The sequence below is a fragment of the Chitinophaga hostae genome (assembly GCF_018224885.1).
GTDB classification, from domain to species: domain Bacteria; phylum Bacteroidota; class Bacteroidia; order Chitinophagales; family Chitinophagaceae; genus Chitinophaga; species Chitinophaga hostae.
On record NZ_JAGTXB010000008.1, the window covers coordinates 170,099 to 193,969 of the forward strand.

Below are 23,871 nucleotides of genomic sequence, written 5' to 3' on the forward strand. Positions count from 1 at the left end.
GCGAAGAAAGAAATACAATCAGTTTAATCATCATCATCATATGAATCCTGATCAAAGACAAGCGCCGAAGGCGCTCACCTCCGCTTTACTATTCGCCAGGGCTATAATTTATAAAAGCGCCAGGAGGAGGTAAAATCCTTTGGCACCGGCTTATCCAGGAGGATCGCCCGCAGCATTTCAATAGGCATCATATTCTCCCGGAGTACGGCATCATGATATTGTTTAAAAGACATTTTACCGCTATCTACCAGTTCTTTTTTCAATGCTTCGAACTGCAATCCGCCGATCATATAGGCGATCTGGTACAGCGGGCTGTAACCGCCCACGAAAGAGCGGCGTACTTCACCTTCCGCATTTGCCCGTTCGTGTCCTACACGGTCAACCAGGAAGTCGATACATTGCTGAGGAGTCCATTTACCGGTATGATAGTTAATGGAAAAGATGATACGCGCGCAACGGTGTTTACGCCAGAACAGCATACCAATGCGGTCTTCCGGCGATTTTGCGAAGCCCTGGTCCCATAGCAGCCGTTCCCAGTAAAGGGCCCACCCTTCGATCCAGAAAGGAGTTTCAAAGTGGCGGTAAGCCTTATAGCGGTTCTGCATAAACTCCTGCAGGGCGTGTCCTGCCAGCAGTTCATGATGTACTGTGGCACGCGAGAAGTGTGGATTGTTACCCCGCATACTCATCATCTTATCTTCCTGGCTCATGCTGCTAACGGGATAGGATACACTAAATTCTTCGCCACCGGTAAAGAACGGATTCACCAGTTGCCGTTCCGGCGTCATCATGATCATACGCCAGGTTTCTTCCGCCAGTGGAGGCAGGGTGATCAGGCTATGCTGTTTGATAAAATCCACTGATTCATTATAGAGTTTCATCATGGCAGCCGGCTGATCTGCCGGAGGTACATAGCTGTTTTTTACTTTTTCCATGGCTGCTTTCCAATCCGTGCCCAGCCCCAATTCGCGGGTGGCCTTTTCCATTTCCGCATCGCACCAGGCAAATTCCTTGTTGGCGATTTCCAGCAGTTCTTCCGGGGTGTAAGGGATCATTTCATCTTCCAGTCCTTTACCCAGCGCTGCCCTGCCGATAGGATGACCTGCAATACCGCTGCCATCGTCCGGTATACGGGCGGTATTTTTCTCTTTATTCAGGAAAGCCACGCTATAGGTTTTCAGCAGGCTGTCCACCTGTTTATAGGGAGCGGGTACCCACCAGGAAAAGAGGGGATCGTATCCGTTGTAAAAATTGAAAACACTCCCCAGCGCTTCCCGCAAACCTTTTATGGTGCTGATCCCGCGGCGGAGTTGTGGTAAGGTGAGCGAGCTGTCATTTTCCAGTTGCTGCCTGCTTTTGATCACCTCTTTTGCCATATCGCTCAGTTGCGCTGCCAATGCGGCTGCATCCGGTTTTTCACCACGGCGGCGATGTTGTTCCGTAGTATAAATTTTTTCTGCAAAGGGGAACCATTTTTTCAGCTGTGCGCTTTCCTTGCGGGCGATCGACAACTCCTCCATTTCCCGGGAAAGCCGGCGTTTAAAAAGGGTATAGTCCACCTGGGCGCCTACCTTCAACGAGCCATAGTTCAGCTTTTCCAGCCGTTGCTGATAGCTTTTTATGAGAACGGACATGCGTTCGATCTGCTCCGGGGAGCTATCCACAAAGTAGAACCGGCGCAGGTTACCGGCGTCGGCATCATACTGCACCATGATGTTATTGACTTCGCTGGTCTGCAGGTAAAGATCATTGTCGGCCGACTGGGCAGCAACAATTCCCTGCTGCAACAGCAGGCCTACCAGGAGCGGAGATAATTTCTTAAAAAGAGGCATATTTTACTCGTTTATATTTCTATCCGGCGGATTGGTATTCAACAGGTTTTTTACAAAGAAATCGCGGCGTTTAATTCGTCCGTAAGGGCCTCCATCGCTATGTCCCATGCCGGGCACGGGTAAAAACTCGAAGGTCTTCCCTTTTTTGATCAATGCGTCGATCACCCGGTAGGTAGATTCCGGCGGCACATTGGTATCGGCTTCCCCTACTATCAGGAGCAGATGTCCCTGCAATTTACCGGCGTTGGTCACATTAGATTGCGCTTCATAATGTTTGTCAAGCGGGTATCCCATCCATTGTTCGTTCCACCATTGTTTATCGACCCGGTTATCATGACAACCACAGGAGGCCACAGCCGTTTTATAAAACTCCGGGTGGAAGAGCAGGCCGCCCAGCGCATTTTGTCCGCCTGCGGAAGTTCCGTATAGCCCTACCCGTGAGGTGTCCACAAAAGGATATTTTTGTGCCAGCGCTTTGATCCAGCGTATACGGTCCGGAAATCCTGCGTCAGCAAGGTTTTTCCAGCACACATCGTGGAATGCCTTGGAGCGGTTGGCGGTGCCCATACCATCGATCTGGACAACGATAAAGCCCAGATCAGCCAGGCTTTGCATGTCGATATAATAGCTCATAAAGCTTTTGGGTACAAAAGCGTCCTGGGGGCCGGCGTAGATATTTTCCACAACAGGATACATTTTTGAGGAGTCGTAATCTGTTGGCCGGCACATAACGCCCCAGATATCAGTTTTGCCATCACGGCCCTTTGCAGTAAAGGGTATGGGGAAAGGCACACCGGTGGCTTGCCAGCCGCTCACGTCGGCTTTTTCCAATACGGTGATCAGTTTCCCATCAGCTGTACGACGCAGTTCATTCACCGGTGGCACATTTACCTGCGAATATTTATCTATAAAATATTTTCTGTCGGGAGAAAAGAATACCAGGTGGTTACCGGCGGCCGGCGTGAGGTCCAGCAGGTGCTGTCCTTCGAAGTCCGTACGGTAATAGTGGAGGAAATAGGGATCTTCTCCCGCGTTCCTTCCTCCTGCCCTGAACCAGATCTCTCTTTTCTTCGCGTCTACGCTGTCGATATCCCTGACTACCCAGTCCCCTTTTGTTACCTGGTTTTTTATTTTCCCGGTAAGGGTGTTGACGAGATAGATATGCCGCCAGCCATCTTTTTCGGAGGTCCATAGCAGTTCATTCGTTTCGGGCAGGTAGTGTGTATAGAGGCGGGATTCATAGATGAAAGTGGGAGTTTGTTCATCCAGTATGGTGTGGGTATTGCCATTGGCGGCGTCTACTTCTATTACCCGGAAGCGTTGATGACCACGGTCTACCTTTTCATAGAGGAAGTAGCGCGGATCCTTATGCCGCCAGTGCAGCACAGGGGCATCAAAAAAGTCGATCTGTTCCGCTTTTACTTTACTGGCGGTGTTGCCTGCAAGGGTAAAGAGGTACATATCGTAGGTGGTAAAAGGATCGCCGGGTTGCTTATAGGGCTGGGAACGTAGTTGTCCGCGTGTGGTACCCGGTACATCGGTCAGTACATAATACACGGAGGAGTCTTCCACGGGATGGATGCGGTATCCAACGAGGTATTTACTGTCGGGCGACCAGGCGAGGGCGCCGTAGTAGTCGCCGGCAGCTTTCCCGTCTGTGGTAAAGCGGGTTTGGGCGCCGGTGGCCACTGAGCGCACATATACGTTGCCTTCGATAGTGGTGGCCACCCATTGCTTGTCGGGAGAAACGCTGTCTGTTGCAAACCCCTCCCAGCGGCTGGGTTCATATTGACGGACGGTTTTTGCTGTTACCTGGGTTTTAGCCAGTTGCGCAATTTTTGCGGTATCAGTGATCACTTCTTTTTTCCCGGTGGCAGCGGTCACAAGATAACCTGTTTTGCTGCTGTCTCTTCCCGTTATTGTGTACCAGAAAGACTTTCCATCGGGTAACCAATTGGCTTCCACATTGTGGCGGCAAATGGTTTTCCGGGTAATGCTATCCAGCAGTTGAACCTTTTTATACCGCTGCAATATCTCTGCATGTGAGGGCAGATAAGGTGTTGGCTTACTTTGCTGTGCGAGCAGCAGCCGGGTGGGGAGGCTGCATAATACCAGCAGATAAAGAAATCGGTTGTATTTCATAAATAATAATGATCCGTTGCTATTAAATGCAATTTCGACAGTTGGTACCGTTCACCTGTCGGATAATTTTTTAAAAGTACATCAGCCGTTGATTAGTTTTTAAACGTTTTTTAATAACTTGTTCTCATATCTTCACCTAAATTTGATGACAAATCCTTCAAAGGTGTTAAAAAAAGAATAATGTAATTACATGAAAGTATTACAGTTTACGATACCTGTTGCGCACGATAAAACCATTATCACACAAAAAGACTGGTTACCGGCTTTCTATCCGCATCTTCACCGGCATGAGGAGATACAGCTAACCTGGATCCAGCATGGACATGGTACCTTGATAGTAGAAAATAATATGCATGCGTTCTGGTCGAACGAAATATACTGGATAGGCAGCAACCAGCCGCATGTATTAAAGAGTGAGGAATTACCCGGCAGTAAAAACAAGAAAAATGTACAGGCCCTCACCCTCTTTTTTAACCCGGAAGGCAAGCTGGGTCCGTTATTTGAATTACCGGAATTTAAAAAGATAAAGGCGTTTATAGATCAGTCGCAAAACGGGTTTAAGATCCCGGAGGCGCATGTGGTAGACATTTCCAGCCGTTTACTGAAAATCCACCAATCACAGGGTATTGCGCAGTTCCTGGCCTTTGTAGAGCTGATCAATTTCTTTCTCACCATCAAGAACCTGGAACCACTGATTACGGGTTCGCGGCTGTCGGCGGTGAATGAGCAGGAAGGTATCCGTATCGGGTATATTTATAATTATATCATGCAGCATTATGACACAGAAATAAAGCTGGAAGATATTGCACGGGAAGCGCATATGACGCCGCAGGCATTTTGCCGTTACTTCAAAAAGCATACACGGTTAACATTTGTATCCTTCCTGAACGAGGTGCGGATCAATGAAGCCTGTAAGAAGCTGGCGGGCGGATCGTACGACAGTATTGCAACGGTGGCATATAATTGTGGATTTAACAGCATAGCCAATTTTAACCGGGTATTCAAAAGTATCACCCGTAAATCGCCCCGGAGTTACCTGCGGGAGTATGAGCAACTGGAAAATGGGGCGCCGGGCACAACAAAATCTGCATAGTATTGATCAAAAAGCGAATAGAATTGCCAGCAAAGTAACTGTAGTTTTAGGGGAGATAAACCTGTAATATCAACCAAACTACGATAGTTACTATGTCAGACGCTCCTACCTTTAAGCCGTCCATTAAGTTGCTGGATGCTACTATGATTGTAGCCGGCAGCATGATAGGCTCCGGAATTTTTATTGTCAGTGCGGATATTACCCGTCATACCGGAAGTGCGGGATGGCTGCTGCTGGTATGGTTGCTGACCGGTTTTATGACCCTTACCGCGGCGCTGAGTTATGGTGAACTGAGCGGTATGTTCCCACGGGCGGGCGGGCAGTACATCTACCTGAAAGAAGCCTATAACCCTATGACGGGTTTCCTTTATGGCTGGAGTTTTTTTACCGTGATACAAACTGCTACTATAGCGGCAGTTGGGGTAGCTTTTGCCAAATTTACCGCCTATCTCCTGCCGGTGTTCAGCGAAGAAAATGTGGTGTTGTCATTGGGTACGTTGCATATTACGGCAGCACAACTGCTTTCCATCGGGGTAATTGTATTACTCACGTATATGAATACACGGGGTATTGAAGGAGGAAAAACCATTCAAACCACCTTCACGCTGACTAAGCTGCTGAGTCTTGCCGCGCTGATCATCTGCGGGTTGCTGGCTGTTAAGCCGGAAGTGTGGCAGGCCAACTGGCAGCATGCGTGGAAGCTGCAGCCGTTACCGGCGAATGGCAATGCCGGTTCCTATACCACGATTGCCGCGTTCGGCGCTATTGCTGCCGCGATGGTGGGTTCCGTATTTAGCAGTGACTCCTGGCATAATGTGGCCTTTGTAGGAGGAGAAATAAAGAATCCCCGGAGGAACATCGGGCTGAGTCTTTTTTTAGGAACGGCTATTGTGACCGTCATCTACCTGTTAACCAATATTACCTATCTCGCGGTATTACCTTTATCGGAAATTGCGCATGCACCCAAAGATCGTGTAGCCGTATCCGTATCACAAGCCGTGATGGGCAATGCGGGCACTGTAATAATAGCGGTGATGATCATGATATCTACCTTTGGTTGTAACAATGGCCTTATACTTGCCGGTGCTCGGGTATATCATACCATGGCAAAAGATGGCCTGTTCTTTAAGAAAGCCGGCACTTTAAACCATTCCGCGGTGCCTTCCTTTGCGTTATGGATACAATGCCTGGTGGCATGCCTGTGGTGCCTCAGCGGTCGCTATGGCGATTTACTGGACATGATTTCATTTGTGGTAGTAGCTTTTTATATGCTCACCATTGCAGGAATTTTTATCCTGCGGAAAAAACGGCCGGATGCCGACAGACCTTACAAAGCTTTTGGATACCCGGTATTACCGGTGTTGTATATACTGATGGGAATCGCTTTTTGTGGATTGCTGTTTATATATAAACCAAGATTTACATGGCCCGGTTTATTTATCACCTTATCTGGCATACCGGTGTACTATATTGCCAACCGGAACAAACGGGGCAATAGCCCCGCTATCTCCCGTAGGGAAAATATAACGACCGGCTTTTAGCCTTTAGCTTTTAGCTAATGCAGCGAAGCTTTTGTCAACCAGGAGGACTTTTTATAGTCCTCCTATTTTTTGCTCTCCTCTGGAAGCGTATCCCATACACCTTTTCAACTGTTAATAGATATTTAATCCAACATCATATCCAGTCAAAAAACTATACACGTACATTTACAAAATTCGTTACCTTACTGCCAGAAACTGATGCGATGCGATGTGATGTAGACGTGTAATTCCTTTTCTGGCTAAGCATTACAACGTGCCATACTGATCATGTGAAAGACCAACTTTATTTCATCTCTTTTTGGGGACCCGGTGAATTATGCAAATTTTACCTGCAACAGGCAAAGTTGCAATAACGATTTAGCAAATTTTATTTAATCACAACCAAAAATACTAACACAGCGACACAAAAAAACAGGCCGTATTTCTGTTCCAATCACGTTTCTATTCAATTTCACTTCTTATTCATTAATTATGAGGTATTCATTCACTGGAAAATTATGCTTTCTGTTGGTCTTTCTATGTGCAGCCACCAGCGCAGCATTTGCTCAAAAGACCCTTACCGGGAAAGTGACCGGAGCGGCAGACGGTGCTGGTCTGCCCGGTGTAAATGTAACCGTACCAGGCACCGCCAGCGGCGCCAGTACTGACACAAAAGGCAACTATACCCTTTCTTTACCGCCGGGTGCTAAATCGGTTTTGTTCTCATTTATCGGCTACGAACCGCAAACAGTAACCATCGGCGACAAAACCGTTATCAACGTATCACTGTCGGCCACCACCAAAGGATTGGGAGAAGTGGTGGTAGTAGGTTATGGTGTGCAAAGCCGTCGTGATGTTACAGGTACCATCGCTTCCGTAAAAGGATCCGACATCAAAAACCTCCCGGTATCAGACGCCGCACAGGCCATCCAAGGCCGTGTAACAGGCGTGGATATTGTACGGTCGGATGCTTCCCCCGGCAGCACCCCCTCCATCCGTATCCGTGGTACCGGTACTATTAATAACTCAGATCCACTGATCATTATAGACGGCGTACCCGCCGGCGGACTCGCAGATGTAAGTCCAAACGATATTGCCTCCATGGAAATACTGAAAGATGCGTCCTCTTCTGCCATCTATGGTACCCGCGCCGCCAACGGCGTGGTGATCATTACCACCAAAAAAGGAAATTATGGCGAAAAGCTGAAAGCATCTGTCAACCTATACCGCGGCGTATCCAATGCCATGCGCTATATCCCGCTGCTCACCGCCCCCGACCTGGTAAAGCTGAAACAGGAGCGCTATACCAACGATGGCGTGCCTGTTGAGCCCATCTGGCAGGACCCGTATTATGCTACCCAGCGTACCGACTGGCAACGCGCCCTGTTTGGTACCGGTCATGTTACCAATGCAGACGTAAACCTGCGCGGCGGCAACAATACCTCCAACTACATGCTCAGCGCCGGTTACTATAATGAAACCGGTATCATCACCAACTCCTATTTTAAAAGATATTCCGTACGCATTAACTCAGAACACAAGCTGGGTAAACGTTTCAAGGTAGGTGAAAACATGCAGCTCACCTATAAACAAAACAGCGGACCCGATACCTATTCTTCCCAGACAGGTCTCATTTTCAGCGCCCTCCGCTTTAACCCGGCTATCCCCGTACACAACCCCGATGGCAGCTGGGGCAGCTCCAAAGCCAGCAATGAACTGGGCGACATCAACAACCCCGTTTATACCGCTGAAACTACCGATAGCTGGACTAAAAACTACCGGATGCTGGCCAGCGTATACGGAGAACTGGAAATCATGGATGGTCTTACCCTGCGCGCTAACTATGGCTTTGACGGCAGCCTGGTAAACCAGTCTAACTTCAATCCGAAAGTGCTGGACCAAACCAGGGCCCGTGACCATGCGGAACTTTTCAACCGCAACGAAACCTACAACAGCCAGCTGAGCGAAATTTTCCTGACCTACAACAAGGTCCTCGCTAATGTTCATCATATCACGGTAACAGGTGGTTACTCCCAGCAAACCTATAACGGCTCCTGGAACCAGGCGGAAAGATGGGGCTTTAACGATGAATCAAAAGACCAGCTGGTACTGAGTAATGGTAACGATATCCACGATGCCAAAGGCAATTACTTTAATGCCAATGCTATTGCCTCCGGGTTTATCAGGGGCTTTTATGGCTATAAAGATAAATACCTGCTGACCGTTACCTTCCGCGCAGACGGATCTTCCCGGTTTGCACCTGATCAGCGTTGGGGTTACTTCCCTGCATTCTCCGCGGGATGGCGTATTTCCGACGAAACCTTCTTCAAAGAGAACGTAAAAGCAGTGAGCAACCTGAAGATCACCGGCGGCTGGGGACAACTGGGTAACCAGAACGTTACCGAATTCCAGTACCTGGCGCAGATAGACAAAGACCGCCGCTACAACTTCGGCGAAACCGCTACCACCGGTGTATGGAACTCCAGGCTCGCCAACCCGGATATTACCTGGGAAAAGGCAGAAATGACCAACATCAGCCTGGAAGCCGGTTTCCTGCAGGATAAACTCAATGCAACCATCACCTGGTTCAACAAAAACACGAAAGATATGCTGGTACCCGCTCCTGAAATGGATCTGCATGGTACTTCTGCTATCCCCGACCGTAACCTCGGTCAGCTGAACAATAAAGGATGGGAAATAGAAGTAGGTTACCAGGGCGGCAACGATAAATTCCGCTATAACGTAAGCGCCAACGCTTCTTTTATTAAGAATGAAGTTACCAAGCTATACGATCCTTCCTCCTATATCGGTTCTACCGCTTATGGCAGACAAGGACAGGAAATTTCCCGTACCTATGTTGGTCAGCCGCTGGCTTCTTTCTATGGCTGGAAAACCAATGGCATATACCAGACGGCAGATGAGATCAACAATGATCCCAACATCAGCAAAGATCCCAACAAGGACAATATTAAACCCGGAGATGTGCGTTTCCTGGATACCAACGGGGATAATATAGTAGATGATAAAGACCGTGTAAACATCGGCAGCCCTAATCCTAAAATGGTATACGGTATACAGGCCGGCGCCAGCTACAAAGGTTTTGACCTGAGCCTGTCGTTTGCCGGTGTAAGTGGTGTAAAGCTTTACAATGCCGATAAAATGCAGGGAATGGATGCCAACTATCCGTATAACCTCTATGCAGACGCACTGAATCGCTGGCATGGCGCAGGCACCAGCAATACCGTACCAAGAATGACCCTGGGCAACGCCAATAAAAACAACCGTACTTCCGATCGTTTCGTAGAAAGCGGCGATTATTTTTCCCTGAGAAATGCTTCACTGGGCTATACCATTCCTTCCAAAATATGGGGCCGCAGCGGTATTTCTGATATCCATGTGTATGTAGCCGCACAAAACCTGTTTATGCTGACCAACTACTCCGGCTTAACACCACAACTGGGTTATACCGGTTCTTCTGACGGAAGCAAGGGTACTTCTGATGGCAACAGGCAGAGAGGTGTAGACGTAGCCGCCTATCCACAGGCAAGGACCTTTACTTTTGGCGCTACCCTCAACTTCTAATTCACGGAAACTTTAAATTAATTATTATGCAACGGATCAAATATATATTAGTGGCGTCGGTATTACTTTTTGCCGGTTGTAAAAGTGTACTGGATGTAAATCCAAAAGGTGTTTACAGCACCGGTAACTACTGGCGTAACCAGAGTGATGCTATTGACGGGGTAACCGGTATTTACAATACTTTACTGGAAGAAGATTATACCGGCTTTAATGAGTTTGTATTCGATAACTGTTCAGACGACCAGGTACGCGGTGGCGACCATGATTATGACGATGTAATAGAAGATTTCACTTACGATGCATCTACCTACAGCGTAAGAGTAGGATGGAGATGGAAATATGAAACGATCAACCGTTCCAACAATGTGCTGATCTATGTGCCCAAAATCACTGCCATCGATGCGGCCATCAAGAACCGTTGTCTTGGTGAAGCACATTTCTTCCGTGCATTCGCTTACTGGCGCCTGCTGTTGATCTATGGCGATGCTCCTATGATCACGGAAGATGATGTATTAAAATCTTCCTATAACAAACCTAAATCAACTGCCGATGAACTGCGTGCCCAGATAGAAAGTGACCTGCTGGCTGCCGCTGATCAGCTGCCGGAAGCCTACGACGATGCCAATAAAGGCCGCGTGAGCAAAGGTACCGCCTGGGGTTTGTTGTGCAAGTTATACATGAACTGGTCAAAGCTGGACAAAGCCATTGAATACGGTAACAAGGTAGTTAGCAATGCAAACTATAAACTGGCGCCTAACTATGCTGATAATTTCAGCGTAGCTACCGGTAACAACTCAGAAATGCTGCTGGCTGTTCAAACGGTAGATGGCAACGGCTATTCTGATTTCATCACCTACCACGCTCCCCGCAACTGGAATGGCTGGAGCTTCTTCTACCCTACCAAAGGGCTCGTAGATGAATTTGAAGCAGGCGACCCGCGCAAAAATATCTGTATCATGCAACCCGGCGACAAAATTAACATCGGCACCGGCATTGCTACTTATGAAGCATCGACCTCCTGGAGCGGCTACCATTATAAAAAATTCTGCAGCTGGAAACCTTCCGGCGGGCTGGATTATTCTCTTAAAACACCATTAATGCGGGCTGCTGACATTTACCTGTTAGTAGCAGAAGCAAAAATCCGTTTAAATGGACCAGGGGCTGGTGATGTTGAAATTAATGCCGTTCGCAAACGTGCTTCCGCCGGTTTACCTGCGGTGACCAATGGCGGTATGGCTGCGCTGATGCACGAACGCCGGGTGGAATTGTGCGGCGAAAATGAACGCCACCAGGACTTATTACGTTGGGACAAAGCCAAGTTGGTGGATATCGTGGAGCTGTACAAAAAGCCCAAACTGGCCTACAATGGCGCTGTGATAACCAGAGGCGGTGCACCGCGTAAATTTACCAAACCAAAAAATTATTACTTCCCGATGCCGCAGCAGGAAATCGACAGAAGTAAAGGAACCTTAATACAGAACCCGAATTTCTAGGGTAAAACAAAAAGCTATTGCGGCGAAAATTGTCTTGCCCAGGATTAAACTGATTTTGTTGATTACAAGATTTTGTTTTTGATTTTAAAAAGATTTGGGAAGATATAGGCGAATTTTTACCCGCTTATATCTTCCCAAATCTTTTTTAATCAAATAAATCTCAGGAAAAAAATCTTGTAATCAACAAAATCAGTTTAATCCTGGGCAAGACAATTTTTAATCCTGGGCAAGACAATTTTTCTTTATATATTTATTGTCACATGAACACTTAAAGACACGATTGATTAAAATACGTATACTTTCTGTCAAAAATTGGAAAGTAAGTGTACCCTTAGCAGATTAGCTTTAGCCTGTAAATTCTGAAGAAATGAAAAGACTGATCATTACGGGATGTTTGCTGGCGGGCAGTCTCCCTCTGTACCATAGCGCCACTGCACAATCTTATGTACCCGGGTGGAAAGAAAGCAAGATGAAAGTATTGCCGGCAGCCACTATAAAAGCATATCCTTTTCCGATAACAGCGGTAACGCTGCTGGATGGTCCTTTTAAAACCGCTATGCAGGCGGATGCGCGATACCTGTTAAAGATAGATCCCGACCGTTTGTTATCGGCCTTCCGCTCTAACGCCGGGTTACCTGCAAAAGGAAAACAATATGGCGGATGGGAAACCGGCGGATTGGCGGGTCATACCATGGGACATTATTTATCTGCCTGCTCCATGCAATATGCGGCCACCAAAGACACCGCCTATCTCCACCGGGTAGCGTACCTGGTCAGCGAACTGGCGTTGTGCCAGCAAAACCGCCACAATGGCTACATTGGGGCATTCCCAAATGATGACAAGCTCTGGTCTGAAATTGCCGCCGGTGATATCCGCTCCCGGGGCTTTGATCTGAACGGCGGCTGGTCGCCCTGGTACACCGTGCACAAGATTATGGCGGGATTACTGGATGCCTGGCTCTACTGTAACAATGCGGAAGCGTTGCAGGTAAACAAAGGCATTGCTGACTGGACAGGCAATGTGATCAAAAACCTCTCAGAAGAGCAGATGCAGAAAATGCTGATCTGCGAATACGGCGGTATGGCGGAAACACTGGTCAACACCTACGCCCTCAGCGGTGATAAAAAATACCTGGACCTCTCCTATCGTTTTTATGATAAACGCATACTGGATTCGTTGGCCATCGGGAAAGATATTTTACCCGGTAAACATTCTAATACCCAGATCCCCAAAGCCATTGCCAGCATCCGCAGGTATGAGCTGAACAAAGATCCCAAAGATGCCGCTATAGCGCGGTATTTCTGGGAGGTGGTCACCAGGGATCACTCGTACGCAAATGGAGGTAACAGCAATTATGAATACTTTGGTCCGGCCAGGCAACTCAATGAAGCACTGACCGATAACACCACCGAAACCTGTAATACCTATAACATGCTCAAACTCACCAGGCACCTGTTTGCACTGGAACCACAGGCACGTTTGATGGATTACTATGAGAAAGCGCTGTACAATCATATTCTTGCCTCACAGCATCACGAAACGGGCATGATGTGCTATTTTGTTCCGCTGCGGATGGGTGGCCACAAAGAATACAGCGATGAGTTCGAAACCTTTACCTGCTGCGTGGGTTCGGGCATGGAGAACCATGTAAAATACGGCGAAAGCATTTACTACCGCGGAGCCGACGGCAGCTTGTTCGTAAACCTGTTTATCCCTTCTGTACTTGACTGGAAAGACAAAGGTATTACACTAAAACAGGAAAATAATCTCCCCGCAGATAATCGTATAAGCTTCACCGTTAGTACAAAGAAAACACTCTCATTTACCCTGCGCATCCGTAAACCCGCATGGGCAAGAGAAGGTATGCATCTTAAAGTAAATGACGCGGAACAGGCGCTGCAAACAGACGAAGCAGGCTACCTTGTTATTACGCGCAACTGGAAGAACAACGACCAGGTAACACTCACACTGCCTGCTGATGTGTATACGGAAGCCCTTCCCGATAATCCCAACCGGCAGGCGCTATTTTATGGCCCGGTGTTATTATCCGGCATTCTTGGGGAGAAAGAACCCGATCCCGTAAGCGGTGTACCAGTGCTGGTAGCGGCCAATCAGGCGCCGGGTACGTGGATCCGCAGAGACGGCGATCCCGGCACCCTGCTATTCCGTACTGCCGGTACTGCACAACCACTGGATGTTTCACTGACACCATTCTACCAAACCCGCAACGAATACTACACGGTATACTGGGATGTGTTTACACCACAGAGCTGGCAGGAGCAGCAGGTAAAATATGCCGCGGCCAAAAAAGCGCAACAGGAGCTGGATGCACGCACAACAGATATTCTTCGGCCGGGTGAAATGCAACCGGAGCGCGATCATGAATTTACCGGTGACAAAACCAGTACTGAAGAAGAGCACGGCCGTAAATGGCGGATTGCCTGGCCTGGCGGATACTTTTCATTCAATATGAAAGTAGATCCCAACTCCCGTCATTCGCTGCAATGTACATACTGGGGTATGGATAACCGGGGAAGAACCTTTGACATTGTTGTAGACGGTACTACCATTGCCACAGAAGACATTAATAAATTCAAGGAAAGCAGGTTCTATCCCGTTTCCTATGCCATCCCCGAGCATCTGACCAAGGGCAAGCAAAGCGTGAATATCCGTTTTGTGCCCAAGGCTAATAACAGTGCGGGGCCGCTATATGGCTGCAGAATGGTAAAGGAATAGGCCGGGCGCCTGGTGGTAAAAAAGCCATCTTTGGTACATTCAGTCCCAGAGATGGCTTTTTATTATTGATCTATTTTCTGCGCTTCCTGTTTTCCGTTCTGCATTTTCACGAGTCCGGATACCCGCCCCTGCTGATCCTGCTTAAATATCAATGTTGCATCGAGGTTTTTTGCATAGAACTGAAGAGGGGCATAGGGAACAATCTCCTGCTTTACTTGCCGGGGGCCTGCTCCTTTTCCAAACATTCGTTGACCTTCGCGCGAAATGATCAATATAAAGTTATTATCAAAGCGATACTCTCCAACATACTTCTCCAATACAGCTGTATCTACCGGGACACCTTTCATTTTCACGACTTTTTTTTGTGTACGTTGCCAGGTAGTGGAGCCACCAGGTTCATTAAATACCAGCGCATTAATACGCTGGCTGCTATCCCGTGTAAACAGCACGGTATTCATACTTTTATCCATCCAGCATTGATCTTTCTTAAATGGAAAGAGCCCGGTTTTACCACCACCTCTGGGAAAAAAAAGGAGTCGATCATTTTCGAAGCTCACCACCCGTTCTTCTCCCTTGGATGATTCATATACCCCTTCCATTGCCGCCAGCTGTTCTGCGGGCATTGTGATCTCCTGTTGTGGAAATGGTTTGCCGATAACGATAGCAGCAATTTTCGATGCGGTTAATTCCGGGTTGTTATTTTCACAATTTGTAAAGAGTGTAACAAATATTTTTTCGTTTGGGAGGTAAACAGCAAAGCTGGAAAATCCGTTGATCAGGCCGTCGTGGTGAACGTCGGGGCTTCCCTGTATGCGTCCCCGCCACCAACCATATCCGTATCCGGTAGATTTTCCGCTACTGAGTTTACCCGGTGTCAGTGCTTTTTCCAGGCTTGTTTTGCTGATCACCTTACAGGACATGAGGGACTCGTTCCATTTGTACATGTCCTCCACGGTGGATAATATGCCGCCAGCCGCATAAGGTTGGGACATACTTAGAAAAGTGGCATTCTTATATTTATCATCTTCCTTTTCATAGCCGCGTGCGCGGTTTACGATGATTTCATTATTTGTGTCAAAGCTGGAATGTTTCATTCCCAGCGGCTGGAAGAACTGCCTGGTAATATCATCCTCGTAGCTGTTGCCTGTAATGATTTCAATGATATATCCCAGGAGCACATACCCATTATTGTTATACCTAAAATCTGTTCCCGGCAGAAACTCTGCCTGTCTGTTTTTAAACGAGTCTACCAATTGCCGGGGTGTAAAATCCATTCTCCGCATCTGCGGTGTCCATTGGCCTGCGCTGCTATTGATGCCTGATGTATGTGTGAGCAAATGTTCAATGGTAATCGGTTTCCCTGATGTGGGATAATCGGTTATAAACTTCCTGATATCGTCATGGAGCGACAACCTGCCTTGCTCCGCCAATCTCAGGATGGCGCAGGCAGTAAACTGTTTGGTAATGGAGGCGATCCGGAAAATATGGGCCGTTTGCATAGGCGTATTCATTTCCAGATCCGCCTTGCCAAATGCCTGCTGGTAAAGTATCCTGTCTTCCCTGGCAACGAGCGCCACGGCGCCGGGGCCTGTTGCCGGGAATTCCTTTGCCAGCAGCAGACTGATCTCTTTTATCTGTTGTAGCGTAAGATTGTTACCCGGACGTGCAGATTTCATTTGCGGCGAAACGCCCCGATGTTGGTCGCAACAACGGCGATCCCCGTTTCCACGATCAATGAGGCGGCTCACATTATACAGTGGTTTGGCCTCCATGGAAGAACCGCAGATGGCAACTACTAATATAAAAATCAACCGACTGTTAAAAATATTTTTCATCTTCTTATTTGGTTCATAGATTATGGACATAGAACAGCCCCGTTATTAACAGGTAATAACGTGAAAGTGGAACAGCCCTGATATCAAAAAAGGAGCGTTAGGCAGCAGCATACTGCATCAATAGCCGCACATGGCACTGCAGAAGTACCGGCTACAACTGTTGGTCAGGGCTTTCCGGTAACGGATTTAAGCACAAAATAAGACACTACCAGGCTGATACCCAGGCAAAGAAAGAACGCGAATGGAAATGCTACTTCCTCAATTCCCGCAATCCTCCATGATCTAAGAAGATTTCCGGTTAGCAGTCCTACTGCAATACCTATAACCACAATCCCCAGTACCAGCAACAAAGGCCGGAGCTGAAAGGTGTTGCTAAAGAAATCAGATGGCAGTCCTTTTTCAAGGAGACTCATTCTTTCCCTGTGCCTGGTAGTGAAATAATAATAGCTTATTCCAAAAATGACCAGTGCAACTGAAATAAGGAGGGCGGCGGACATTAATTGCATGATTCGTTTTTTAAAGTTTTTATCTATTTTCATGATTAGACCAGCAATTTGCCCGGGTGGTCACAATCTTTAAAAAATAAATTCTCCAAAACATGTGACCACCTAAAGAATTTACAGGTCTAATTATCCGATGAAACTACCGGCTATAAATCAACAGGAAGATGAACTGCTAAAAAAAGCCATGCTGGGTGACAGAGCCGGCATTGCCTACCTGGTGGATACTTACAGGGATTTTGCATTTACTATTGCGCTGGGAATCGTTTCTAACCGGGAAGATGCCGAAGAGGTGGTACAAGACTCCTTTGTAAAGGCTTTTTCCTCTCTCGGGAAATTCAATAACGCCTCCCGGTTTGCAACCTGGCTTTACCGGATCGTTTACAATACCTCCCTTACAAAAGTACAGTATAGAAAGCCGGCAGCTGTTTCATTTGACATCACTCATGCACCAGAGCTTCCGGACCTGTCGGAAAACCAGGCCTGGCATTCCCTGGTGACGGCGGAACGGAAACAATATGTCAACCGCCTTCTCAGCGGGTTACCCACGGAAGACAGGACAATCGTCACGCTTTATTATATAGCTGAAAAGAATATCGGGGAGATCTGTGAAATACTGGATATGAATAAATCTGCCGTAAAAATGAGGCTCCTGAGAGCTCGAAAACAACTGGAAGCCGCATTACATTTATTACTGCACCAGGAAAAAAGAAATCTACTATGAGAAAAGAGCTGAAAACGGAGGAAGAGATCCGGGCATTCCTGAAAGAAAATGCCTTAGCGCATACTTCAGCAGCGTTCTCGGATCAGCTAAAGATGATGCTGGAACAGCAATGCAGGCATCATCACGTTCCGCCGATATCATTCAATGCCGGAAAATGGCTGGGGAAGGTAGTTATAAGCCTGTTAGTTTCGTTTAACCTGTTCTTACTGGCATACCTGGGCAGCTACTTTTTATCGACAGCGGTATTCATCTCCCTGTTGGGGTTTGTTTTGGGTGTTTGGGGAGTCATTGGTATTATGAAAAAAATAGCGGTGCACCAGGTGGATCCTGCATCATCCGGTTTATAACGGGCTTTGACAGCAAAATAAAAGCGGCTGCCTCCATCAAGGAAACAGCCGCTTTTACTTGTATTAAATTATTTTGTAGAGAACTTGTACAAAGTAGTCTGTGAGAACGTTTCACCTGGTTTCAGGATCACTCCCGGGAAGGATGGCTGATTGGGAGAATCAGGGAAATGTTGTGTTTCCAGGCACAGCGCTGCATGCTGTACATATTTCTGGCCATTGCGGGTATTGGTCAATGTACCATCCAGGAAATTACCGGTATAGAACTGGATGCCTGGCTGTGTGGTAGCTACTTCCATAAAGCGGCCGCTGTTAGGATCGTACAGGGTAGCGATGGTTTCCAGGGCGCCTTCTTTCTTATCCAATACCCAGTTATGATCATAACCACCTTTTACCTTGTCGATATCCGCACCGATCTTTTTAGGGGAGGTAAAATCCATGGGGGTACCTTTTACCGGGTCAAGTTTGCCGGTAGGTATCAGCTTGTCATTAACCGGGGTATAGCGACCTGCTTTGAGCGATAATTCATGCCCCAGGATAGTGCTGTCCTTACCTGCCGAGAGATTGAAGTAAGCATGATTGGTAAGGTTTACCGGTGTTGCTTTATCAGTGGTAGCTTTGTAGGTAATCTGTAAAGCATTATCAGGTGTAACGGTGTATACCACGGTAGCCTGCAAATTACCCGGATAACCTTCTTCACCATCTTTGCTGCTATAGGTAAGTTGCAGACTGCTATCGCCTGATGGCGTGGCCGTCCATACTACTTTATCAAATCCTTTCAGGCCACCGTGCAGCGTGTTGCCGTGATCGTTAGCAGCCAGTGCATACTCCTTGCCATCCAGTTTAAACTTGGCGTTGGCAATACGGTTGGCGTAACGGCCGATGAGCGCGCCAAAGTATGGCTGACCTTTCTGCTGATAACCGGATAGTGAATCGTAGGATAGCACGACGTTGCCTTTCTGCCCTTGTTTGTCGGCAGTGATAATGTCAGTAATGATACCGCCGTAGTTCAGGATCTTTACTTCCATGCCACCGGCATTTTTCAGGGTGTATTGTAAAACTTCCTGGCCATCTGCCTGACCAAAGTTGCGCGGGCCTGATACTACCGGCGTGGCAACTGATGTGGAGTCCTTATCTTCCTGCTTGGTAGCGGAATTGTTATTGCAGGAAGCCAGCATAGTACCACCGGAAATCAATAGGGCGGTCAACGCCTTTAAATTCATGTCCATAACGTATTTTGGTATTTAGTGAAAAAGAGTTACTAAATATCGGGATAATCCTGCTAAAGTCAAATAATTTCACCCAATTTTTAACGTACTATGCTAATAAAAAAAATTTAAAAAGCGTTTACCCATTACCTACAGTCTACGAAAAATGTTTTAGCCCCTTTGGTGTGAAATAGGGATACAGCAGGCTGAAAAAAAGCTGCTCATGATACTCCAGCGCCTTTTTCCCCCTGAGTTGCAGCGTAATTTCGTTGCTGGACAACCAGAAATCGCTCACAATAAAAATCTGTTGTACCAATAGCTGCTGTATATGCAGAGGAATATCCTTCCGCATGATGCCCTTCTCCCTCAACACTTCAAACCAATACATCATCTGTGGTTCCCTCTTTTTGATATTCTGACTGTAGTGTTTTGAGATGGCAGGCACTCTGCGGCAGATCTCCACAAAATGCAGAAAAATAAACCGGTAAGCATGAATCAGCTGGTAGCTTGCCGTCACCGCCTCCCTGAACTGCGTTAATTCATCGTTCAGTTTGTCTGACGTGGCGGCAACGAGCTCATCAAACAGCGCAGCCATGCGATTGTACAATTCCAGTATGATAACATCTGTACTCGCAAAATGATATTGCAGGTTACCATGGCTGATGCCCATCTCCTTAGCGATATGACGGATAGTAACACTATCTATGCCGTCGCGGTTGAATAAGATAAGTGCCGTTTTCAGTATTTTCTCTTTTGTATCTGACATGCATTAATTTTTTAGGCCAAATGCACTAATTAAGAAATCGTGTAGTACATTTGCCCTAAATATAACACTATTTCTTATGAAAGTTTTGATCATAGGAGGCGGCATAGGCGGGCTGACTACCGCTATCGCCTTGCAACAGCGTGGTATTGCCTGCGAAATATTTGATGCCGCCCCTTCCAACAAACCGCTGGGGGCGGGTATCATGCTCGGCGCCAACGCCATGAATGTATACAATAAACTGGGGCTTGGCGGGGTGCTTCGCGACCATGGCGTGCTATTCCGCCAATTGAATATCATGACTTATAAAGGAAGTTTGCTGCAAACGCTGGATAATAAAATACTGGAAGAAAAATACGGCGCTGCTACCTATGCCATTCATCGTGCTGCGCTGCAGCAACAACTGATCAACGCCGCGCCGGTACCGGTGCAATGGGGCAAACGGTTTATACGGGCGGTTCAAACAGCTACAGGCGTTACCGCTCACTTTGAAGATGGCAGCACAGCCACCGGTGATATACTGGTAGGGGCAGACGGTATCCGTTCTGCTGTGCGGGAAGCACATGTAACCAAAGCCCGGTACCGCTATAGCGGTCAGACCTGCTGGCGCGCAACGGTGGCCATCACCCTGCCGGATGCGGAACAAGCAGCCACCTCTGAAACCTGGGGACCCGGCAACGGTGTTCGCGCCATGTACACACAGGTAGGACCAAACCAGGTTTATTTCTGGATGACGAAGCGGATGCCCGCCGGCACACAGCCTACGCCCGAAGCCTCCTTGCAGCTCATCAAATCAACACTGCACAACTTCCCTGGTTACATGCAAACAGTGCTACAGCACCTGCGGCCCAACACGCTGATCCATTCAGACCTGTACGATATTGCGCCTTTGCATCAGTGGGTCAACGGCCGGATTGTACTGCTGGGTGATGCGGCGCATGCCACTACGCCCAACCTGGGCCAGGGAGCCGGACAAGCCATCGAAGACGCCTATGCGCTCGCCCGTTGTCTCGCTACAGAGAAAGATATTGCTTCCGCTACGGAAAAATATTGCGCCCTGCGGATGAAACGTGTGCACACCCTTGTGAACATAGCCTGGAACCTGGCCAGGGCTACCAACCTGCGTAACCCGTTGCTAATTGCGCTGCGGAATGGGGTAATGAGGAATATGCCGAAGCGCATGGCCGATAAACAGATGGATTTCATTTTTGGCGTGCAGCTGGATTAAAGCGGCTGCAGGAAAATGCTCCGGCAGCCGCTATCCATTTATTTAATTTTTGTGCGGATCACGTAAAATGACCATGGCGCTATCTCCGTGCGAATAGTTTTTCCTTTAATCGCAATACTTTTTTCTTCCGGAGAAATACGGGTGGGCTGATCGAGCGAATTGAGTTCCTGCAAATCATTGCTCTGCAAGGTAATCAGCCGGCCCGTGGTTGCGATGTTTTTTGCTCCCTGTATGCTTACTGCTACGGGTTTAGGCGTGGAAGCGGCATTTACCAGTTTCACCACCAGCTCACCCGTTGCGTTGTCAACTACCGCCGACGCATATACGCTATCCTGCCCGGAAATTGGTTGGTTATCTTTCACGATGGGCACTACCGAATTTCCTTTATTGTTGGCATACAATTTTTGTACGTAGTAGTTAGGAGTTCCATAAGAACGCAGGTTATCAAACCAGATCAGGTCCGGCGCCCATTGCCAGCCATCTACATGTGCCAGCAGGGGCGCATAGGAGGCCATTACCACCACATCGGCATTGCGTTCCAGCCCGGTCATAAAGGCCGCCTCCGCAAGTGCGCATTGCCAGGTGTTTTTATTACCGCCGTTAGCAACCGCTTTGTTATGAGCAGCATATTCACCGGCAAAGATCTTAGGTCCCTTACGATCGTAGGAATCGTAACGGGCAGCGTTGCTGAGGAACCATTCCGGCGCGCTATAGTAATGCTCATCGAGAATATCTGCATTCAGCTTGCGCAGGGTATCGTTGAGAAAGGTAAACTTATCACCGTCCGGACTGGGGCCAAGGCTGTTTACTAGCTTAATGTCCGGGTACTTATCTTTAATCGCTTTCGCAAAAATGGTGTATCGTTCTACGTATTGTGGCCCCCATTGTTCATTGCCCACTCCCATCATTTTAAGATGAAATGGCGCCGGATGCCCCATTTTAGAACGTAATGCCCCCCACTTTGTCGTCACATCGCCATTGGCAAATTCTATGAGGTCCAGCGCGTCCTGTATATATGGATCAAGTTCATTCACCGCTACTACCTCCCCGCTGTTAAACTGACAGGCCATGCCGCAGTTGAGAATAGGCAGCGGCGAGGCTCCTATGTCTTCCGATAACTGGAAGTATTCAAAAAAGCCCAGCCCGAACGACTGGAAATAGTCCGGTGCAGCGCGGTGCGCAAATTCATTGTTCCAGCGGTTTATGATCACCGTCCGTTCATTCACATCTCCCACTGTTTTCTTCCATTGGTAGCGATTGGTCAGTTCCTTCCCTTCCACGATGCAGCCACCCGGAAAACGAAGGAAGCCGGGATGAAGATCGGCCAGTAACTGCACCAGGTCGGCACGTAAGCCATTAGGACGCTCTTTCCAGGTATGTTGTGGAAACAGCGATATCATGTCTACGTCTACCACACCCGGGCCACTGAATTCCACTTGCAGCTTTGCCCTGGGTACTGTGGCGGCCGCGGTGAAGCTGCCTTTGTACTGCTGCCAGCTGTTGCCGGTTGGTGATACCGTTGTGCTGCCAATGGCCTTACCTGATTCATCCAGCAAGGTAACCGTCAGCTGCACCGGCGTTGCGCGCTGCTGCCTGGCGTACACGGTAAAGTTATACTGCTCTCCTGCCTTTATACCCATGCCTCGGAAGCCTTCATTCACCAGTGCAAAATTGCGTGTACCGGTAACCGTTACCTTCGCAAAACGGGGATTGGCGGCATCCGCTTCCCGGCGGTTTACGATCAGCACCTGTCCGCCGGCCGCTGCTTCCTTTGGAATACTCCAACCCATGAGAGGCGTACTGAATTCAAACGAACGATTCTTTACCAGCTCTGCATAAATACCCCCGTCAGCGCTCAGGTTGATGTCTTCAAAGAAGATGCCCCACATGTTGGGTGACACCGCTGTTTTTATTTCGCTGGATTTTACGGTAAAGTTCAGCGGTTGCTGCGCTGCTAACGGTGCAGCATATACGCCCAACAACAGTGAACATGCCGCAATCAAACGTGGTGTTTTCATATCAAAACAACAATTAAATTATTTCAAAGTTTTTCTCTACAAAGTGCTGTTACTCATCAATACATGCGGATCAGGTACAAAATTGAGGAACGCGTGAAAATTGGCGTTATACTTCTTCCGGTCAATCCTATAATAAAAGGCGCCTTTCTTGGAGCTGAGCTTATCTTTGTCTGACAGCTTTACCAGCAGCCTGGTAGAAAGTATCTTACGGCTGAAATTACCTTTATCGAAGGCAATGTTATAAACAGATTCATACAAGTGCTGCAACTGGGGAATCGTAAACTTACCCGGCAGCAACTCCAGCAACAGGGGATGCAGCGCAGCTTTGTAACGCAATTTTTCTTTTGCCAGATCCACCATGGCCTTATGATCAAAGATAAGATCGGGGTGATGGTTAATCGGAAACCACACCGCATGAAAATCTTCGTTCAACTGCTGTTTGTATTTCTGTATGTCTATCAGCGCAGTATAGGCCAGCGATACGGTGCGCTCTACTGTATCGCGGGTGGGAGAACTGAATGTATGCAATTGCTCCATGTAAATACCATCCAGTCCGCTCAGATTCTTCAACACCCTGCTGGCAGCATCCTCGGCGCTTTCACTTTCCTGTATAAACCCTCCTACCAGGCTCCACTGACCTTTGCAGGGCTCGAAACCTCTTTGTATCAACAGCAGTTTCAACTCTTGCCCATCGAAGCCGAATATAATACAGTCAACGGCGAATAACAACCTGGTCTGCTGCGAATATCTACTATGATGCATATGACTGTGATGAATATGATTATTATGATGATCCTGATGAAAACTGACTATGATGAATGTGATTATTATGATGATCCTGATGAGATACGC

16 protein-coding genes are annotated in these 23,871 nt (G+C 47.8%); 8 read left to right on the forward strand and 8 right to left on the reverse strand.

The annotated features are described in order from the left end of the window. Positions 1 to 101: 101 nt before the first annotated feature. Both KE626_RS17835 and KE626_RS17840 read right to left on the reverse strand, forming a co-directional pair. Positions 102 to 1,832: a DUF885 family protein gene (locus KE626_RS17835; protein WP_211974282.1), complete on the reverse strand. Its 1,731-nt coding sequence runs from the start codon at positions 1,830 to 1,832 to the stop codon at positions 102 to 104. Positions 1,833 to 1,835: 3 nt separating this feature from the next. Then, on the reverse strand, positions 1,836 to 3,974 hold the full coding sequence (locus KE626_RS17840; protein WP_211974283.1) for a S9 family peptidase: 2,139 nt from the start codon (positions 3,972 to 3,974) through the stop codon (positions 1,836 to 1,838). A gap of 190 nt (positions 3,975 to 4,164) precedes the next feature. On the opposite strand from KE626_RS17840, the gene KE626_RS17845 reads away from it, so the two are divergent. From KE626_RS17845 to KE626_RS17865, 5 genes are all read left to right on the forward strand, one after another. Next, positions 4,165 to 5,067 carry an AraC family transcriptional regulator gene (locus KE626_RS17845; protein ID WP_211974284.1) on the forward strand — a complete coding sequence of 301 codons (903 nt, stop codon included), beginning with the start codon at positions 4,165 to 4,167 and terminating at the stop codon, positions 5,065 to 5,067. Between the two features lie 92 nt (positions 5,068 to 5,159). Further along, positions 5,160 to 6,608, forward strand: coding sequence for an APC family permease (locus KE626_RS17850; RefSeq protein WP_211974285.1), 1,449 nt, complete (start codon positions 5,160 to 5,162; stop codon positions 6,606 to 6,608). Between the two features lie 507 nt (positions 6,609 to 7,115). Then, positions 7,116 to 10,169 (forward strand): SusC/RagA family TonB-linked outer membrane protein, encoded by a 3,054-nt coding sequence (locus tag KE626_RS17855; RefSeq protein WP_211974286.1) that lies wholly within the window; start codon positions 7,116 to 7,118, stop codon positions 10,167 to 10,169. A gap of 26 nt (positions 10,170 to 10,195) precedes the next feature. After that, positions 10,196 to 11,662: a RagB/SusD family nutrient uptake outer membrane protein gene (locus tag KE626_RS17860; protein WP_211974287.1), complete on the forward strand. Its 1,467-nt coding sequence runs from the start codon at positions 10,196 to 10,198 to the stop codon at positions 11,660 to 11,662. A 367-nt stretch (positions 11,663 to 12,029) separates the two neighbouring features. Continuing rightward, positions 12,030 to 14,399, forward strand: coding sequence for a glycoside hydrolase family 127 protein (locus KE626_RS17865; protein ID WP_211974288.1), 2,370 nt, complete (start codon positions 12,030 to 12,032; stop codon positions 14,397 to 14,399). Positions 14,400 to 14,461: 62 nt separating this feature from the next. Here the strand turns inward: KE626_RS17865 and KE626_RS17870 are convergent, their stop codons facing one another. Further along, the gene (locus tag KE626_RS17870; protein ID WP_211974289.1) at positions 14,462 to 16,234 is read right to left on the reverse strand and encodes a serine hydrolase; all 1,773 of its coding nucleotides are present in this window, start codon (positions 16,232 to 16,234) and stop codon (positions 14,462 to 14,464) included. Positions 16,235 to 16,398: 164 nt separating this feature from the next. Next, a complete protein-coding gene (locus KE626_RS17875) occupies positions 16,399 to 16,740 on the reverse strand; it encodes a DUF6249 domain-containing protein (RefSeq protein ID WP_211974290.1) in 342 nt (113 codons plus the stop codon). Between the two features lie 130 nt (positions 16,741 to 16,870). Here KE626_RS17875 and KE626_RS17880 point away from each other — a divergent pair, with 130 nt between their 5' ends. After that, positions 16,871 to 17,458, forward strand: coding sequence for an RNA polymerase sigma factor (locus KE626_RS17880; protein ID WP_211974291.1), 588 nt, complete (start codon positions 16,871 to 16,873; stop codon positions 17,456 to 17,458). Beyond that, positions 17,455 to 17,805, forward strand: coding sequence for a hypothetical protein (locus tag KE626_RS17885; protein ID WP_211974292.1), 351 nt, complete (start codon positions 17,455 to 17,457; stop codon positions 17,803 to 17,805). Before KE626_RS17880 ends, KE626_RS17885 begins: the two co-directional genes overlap by 4 nt. 68 nt (positions 17,806 to 17,873) lie before the next feature. Here the strand turns inward: KE626_RS17885 and KE626_RS17890 are convergent, their stop codons facing one another. Beyond that, positions 17,874 to 19,031 carry an aldose epimerase family protein gene (locus tag KE626_RS17890; protein ID WP_211974293.1) on the reverse strand — a complete coding sequence of 386 codons (1,158 nt, stop codon included), beginning with the start codon at positions 19,029 to 19,031 and terminating at the stop codon, positions 17,874 to 17,876. 136 nt (positions 19,032 to 19,167) lie between these two features. Then, positions 19,168 to 19,776, reverse strand: coding sequence for a TetR/AcrR family transcriptional regulator (locus tag KE626_RS17895; protein WP_211974294.1), 609 nt, complete (start codon positions 19,774 to 19,776; stop codon positions 19,168 to 19,170). Between the two features lie 76 nt (positions 19,777 to 19,852). Between KE626_RS17895 and KE626_RS17900 the strand changes: the two genes are divergently transcribed. After that, the gene (locus tag KE626_RS17900; protein WP_211974295.1) at positions 19,853 to 21,001 is read left to right on the forward strand and encodes an FAD-dependent monooxygenase; all 1,149 of its coding nucleotides are present in this window, start codon (positions 19,853 to 19,855) and stop codon (positions 20,999 to 21,001) included. Positions 21,002 to 21,039: 38 nt separating this feature from the next. On the opposite strand, the gene KE626_RS17905 is transcribed toward KE626_RS17900, so the two are convergent. Both KE626_RS17905 and KE626_RS17910 read right to left on the reverse strand, forming a co-directional pair. Further along, complete coding sequence (locus KE626_RS17905; protein WP_211974296.1) at positions 21,040 to 23,019, reverse strand: alpha-L-arabinofuranosidase C-terminal domain-containing protein; 1,980 nt, start codon at positions 23,017 to 23,019, stop codon at positions 21,040 to 21,042. Positions 23,020 to 23,055: 36 nt separating this feature from the next. Next, positions 23,056 to 23,781, reverse strand: coding sequence for an NUDIX hydrolase (locus tag KE626_RS17910; protein ID WP_211974297.1), 726 nt, complete (start codon positions 23,779 to 23,781; stop codon positions 23,056 to 23,058). Positions 23,782 to 23,871 lie beyond the last annotated feature (90 nt).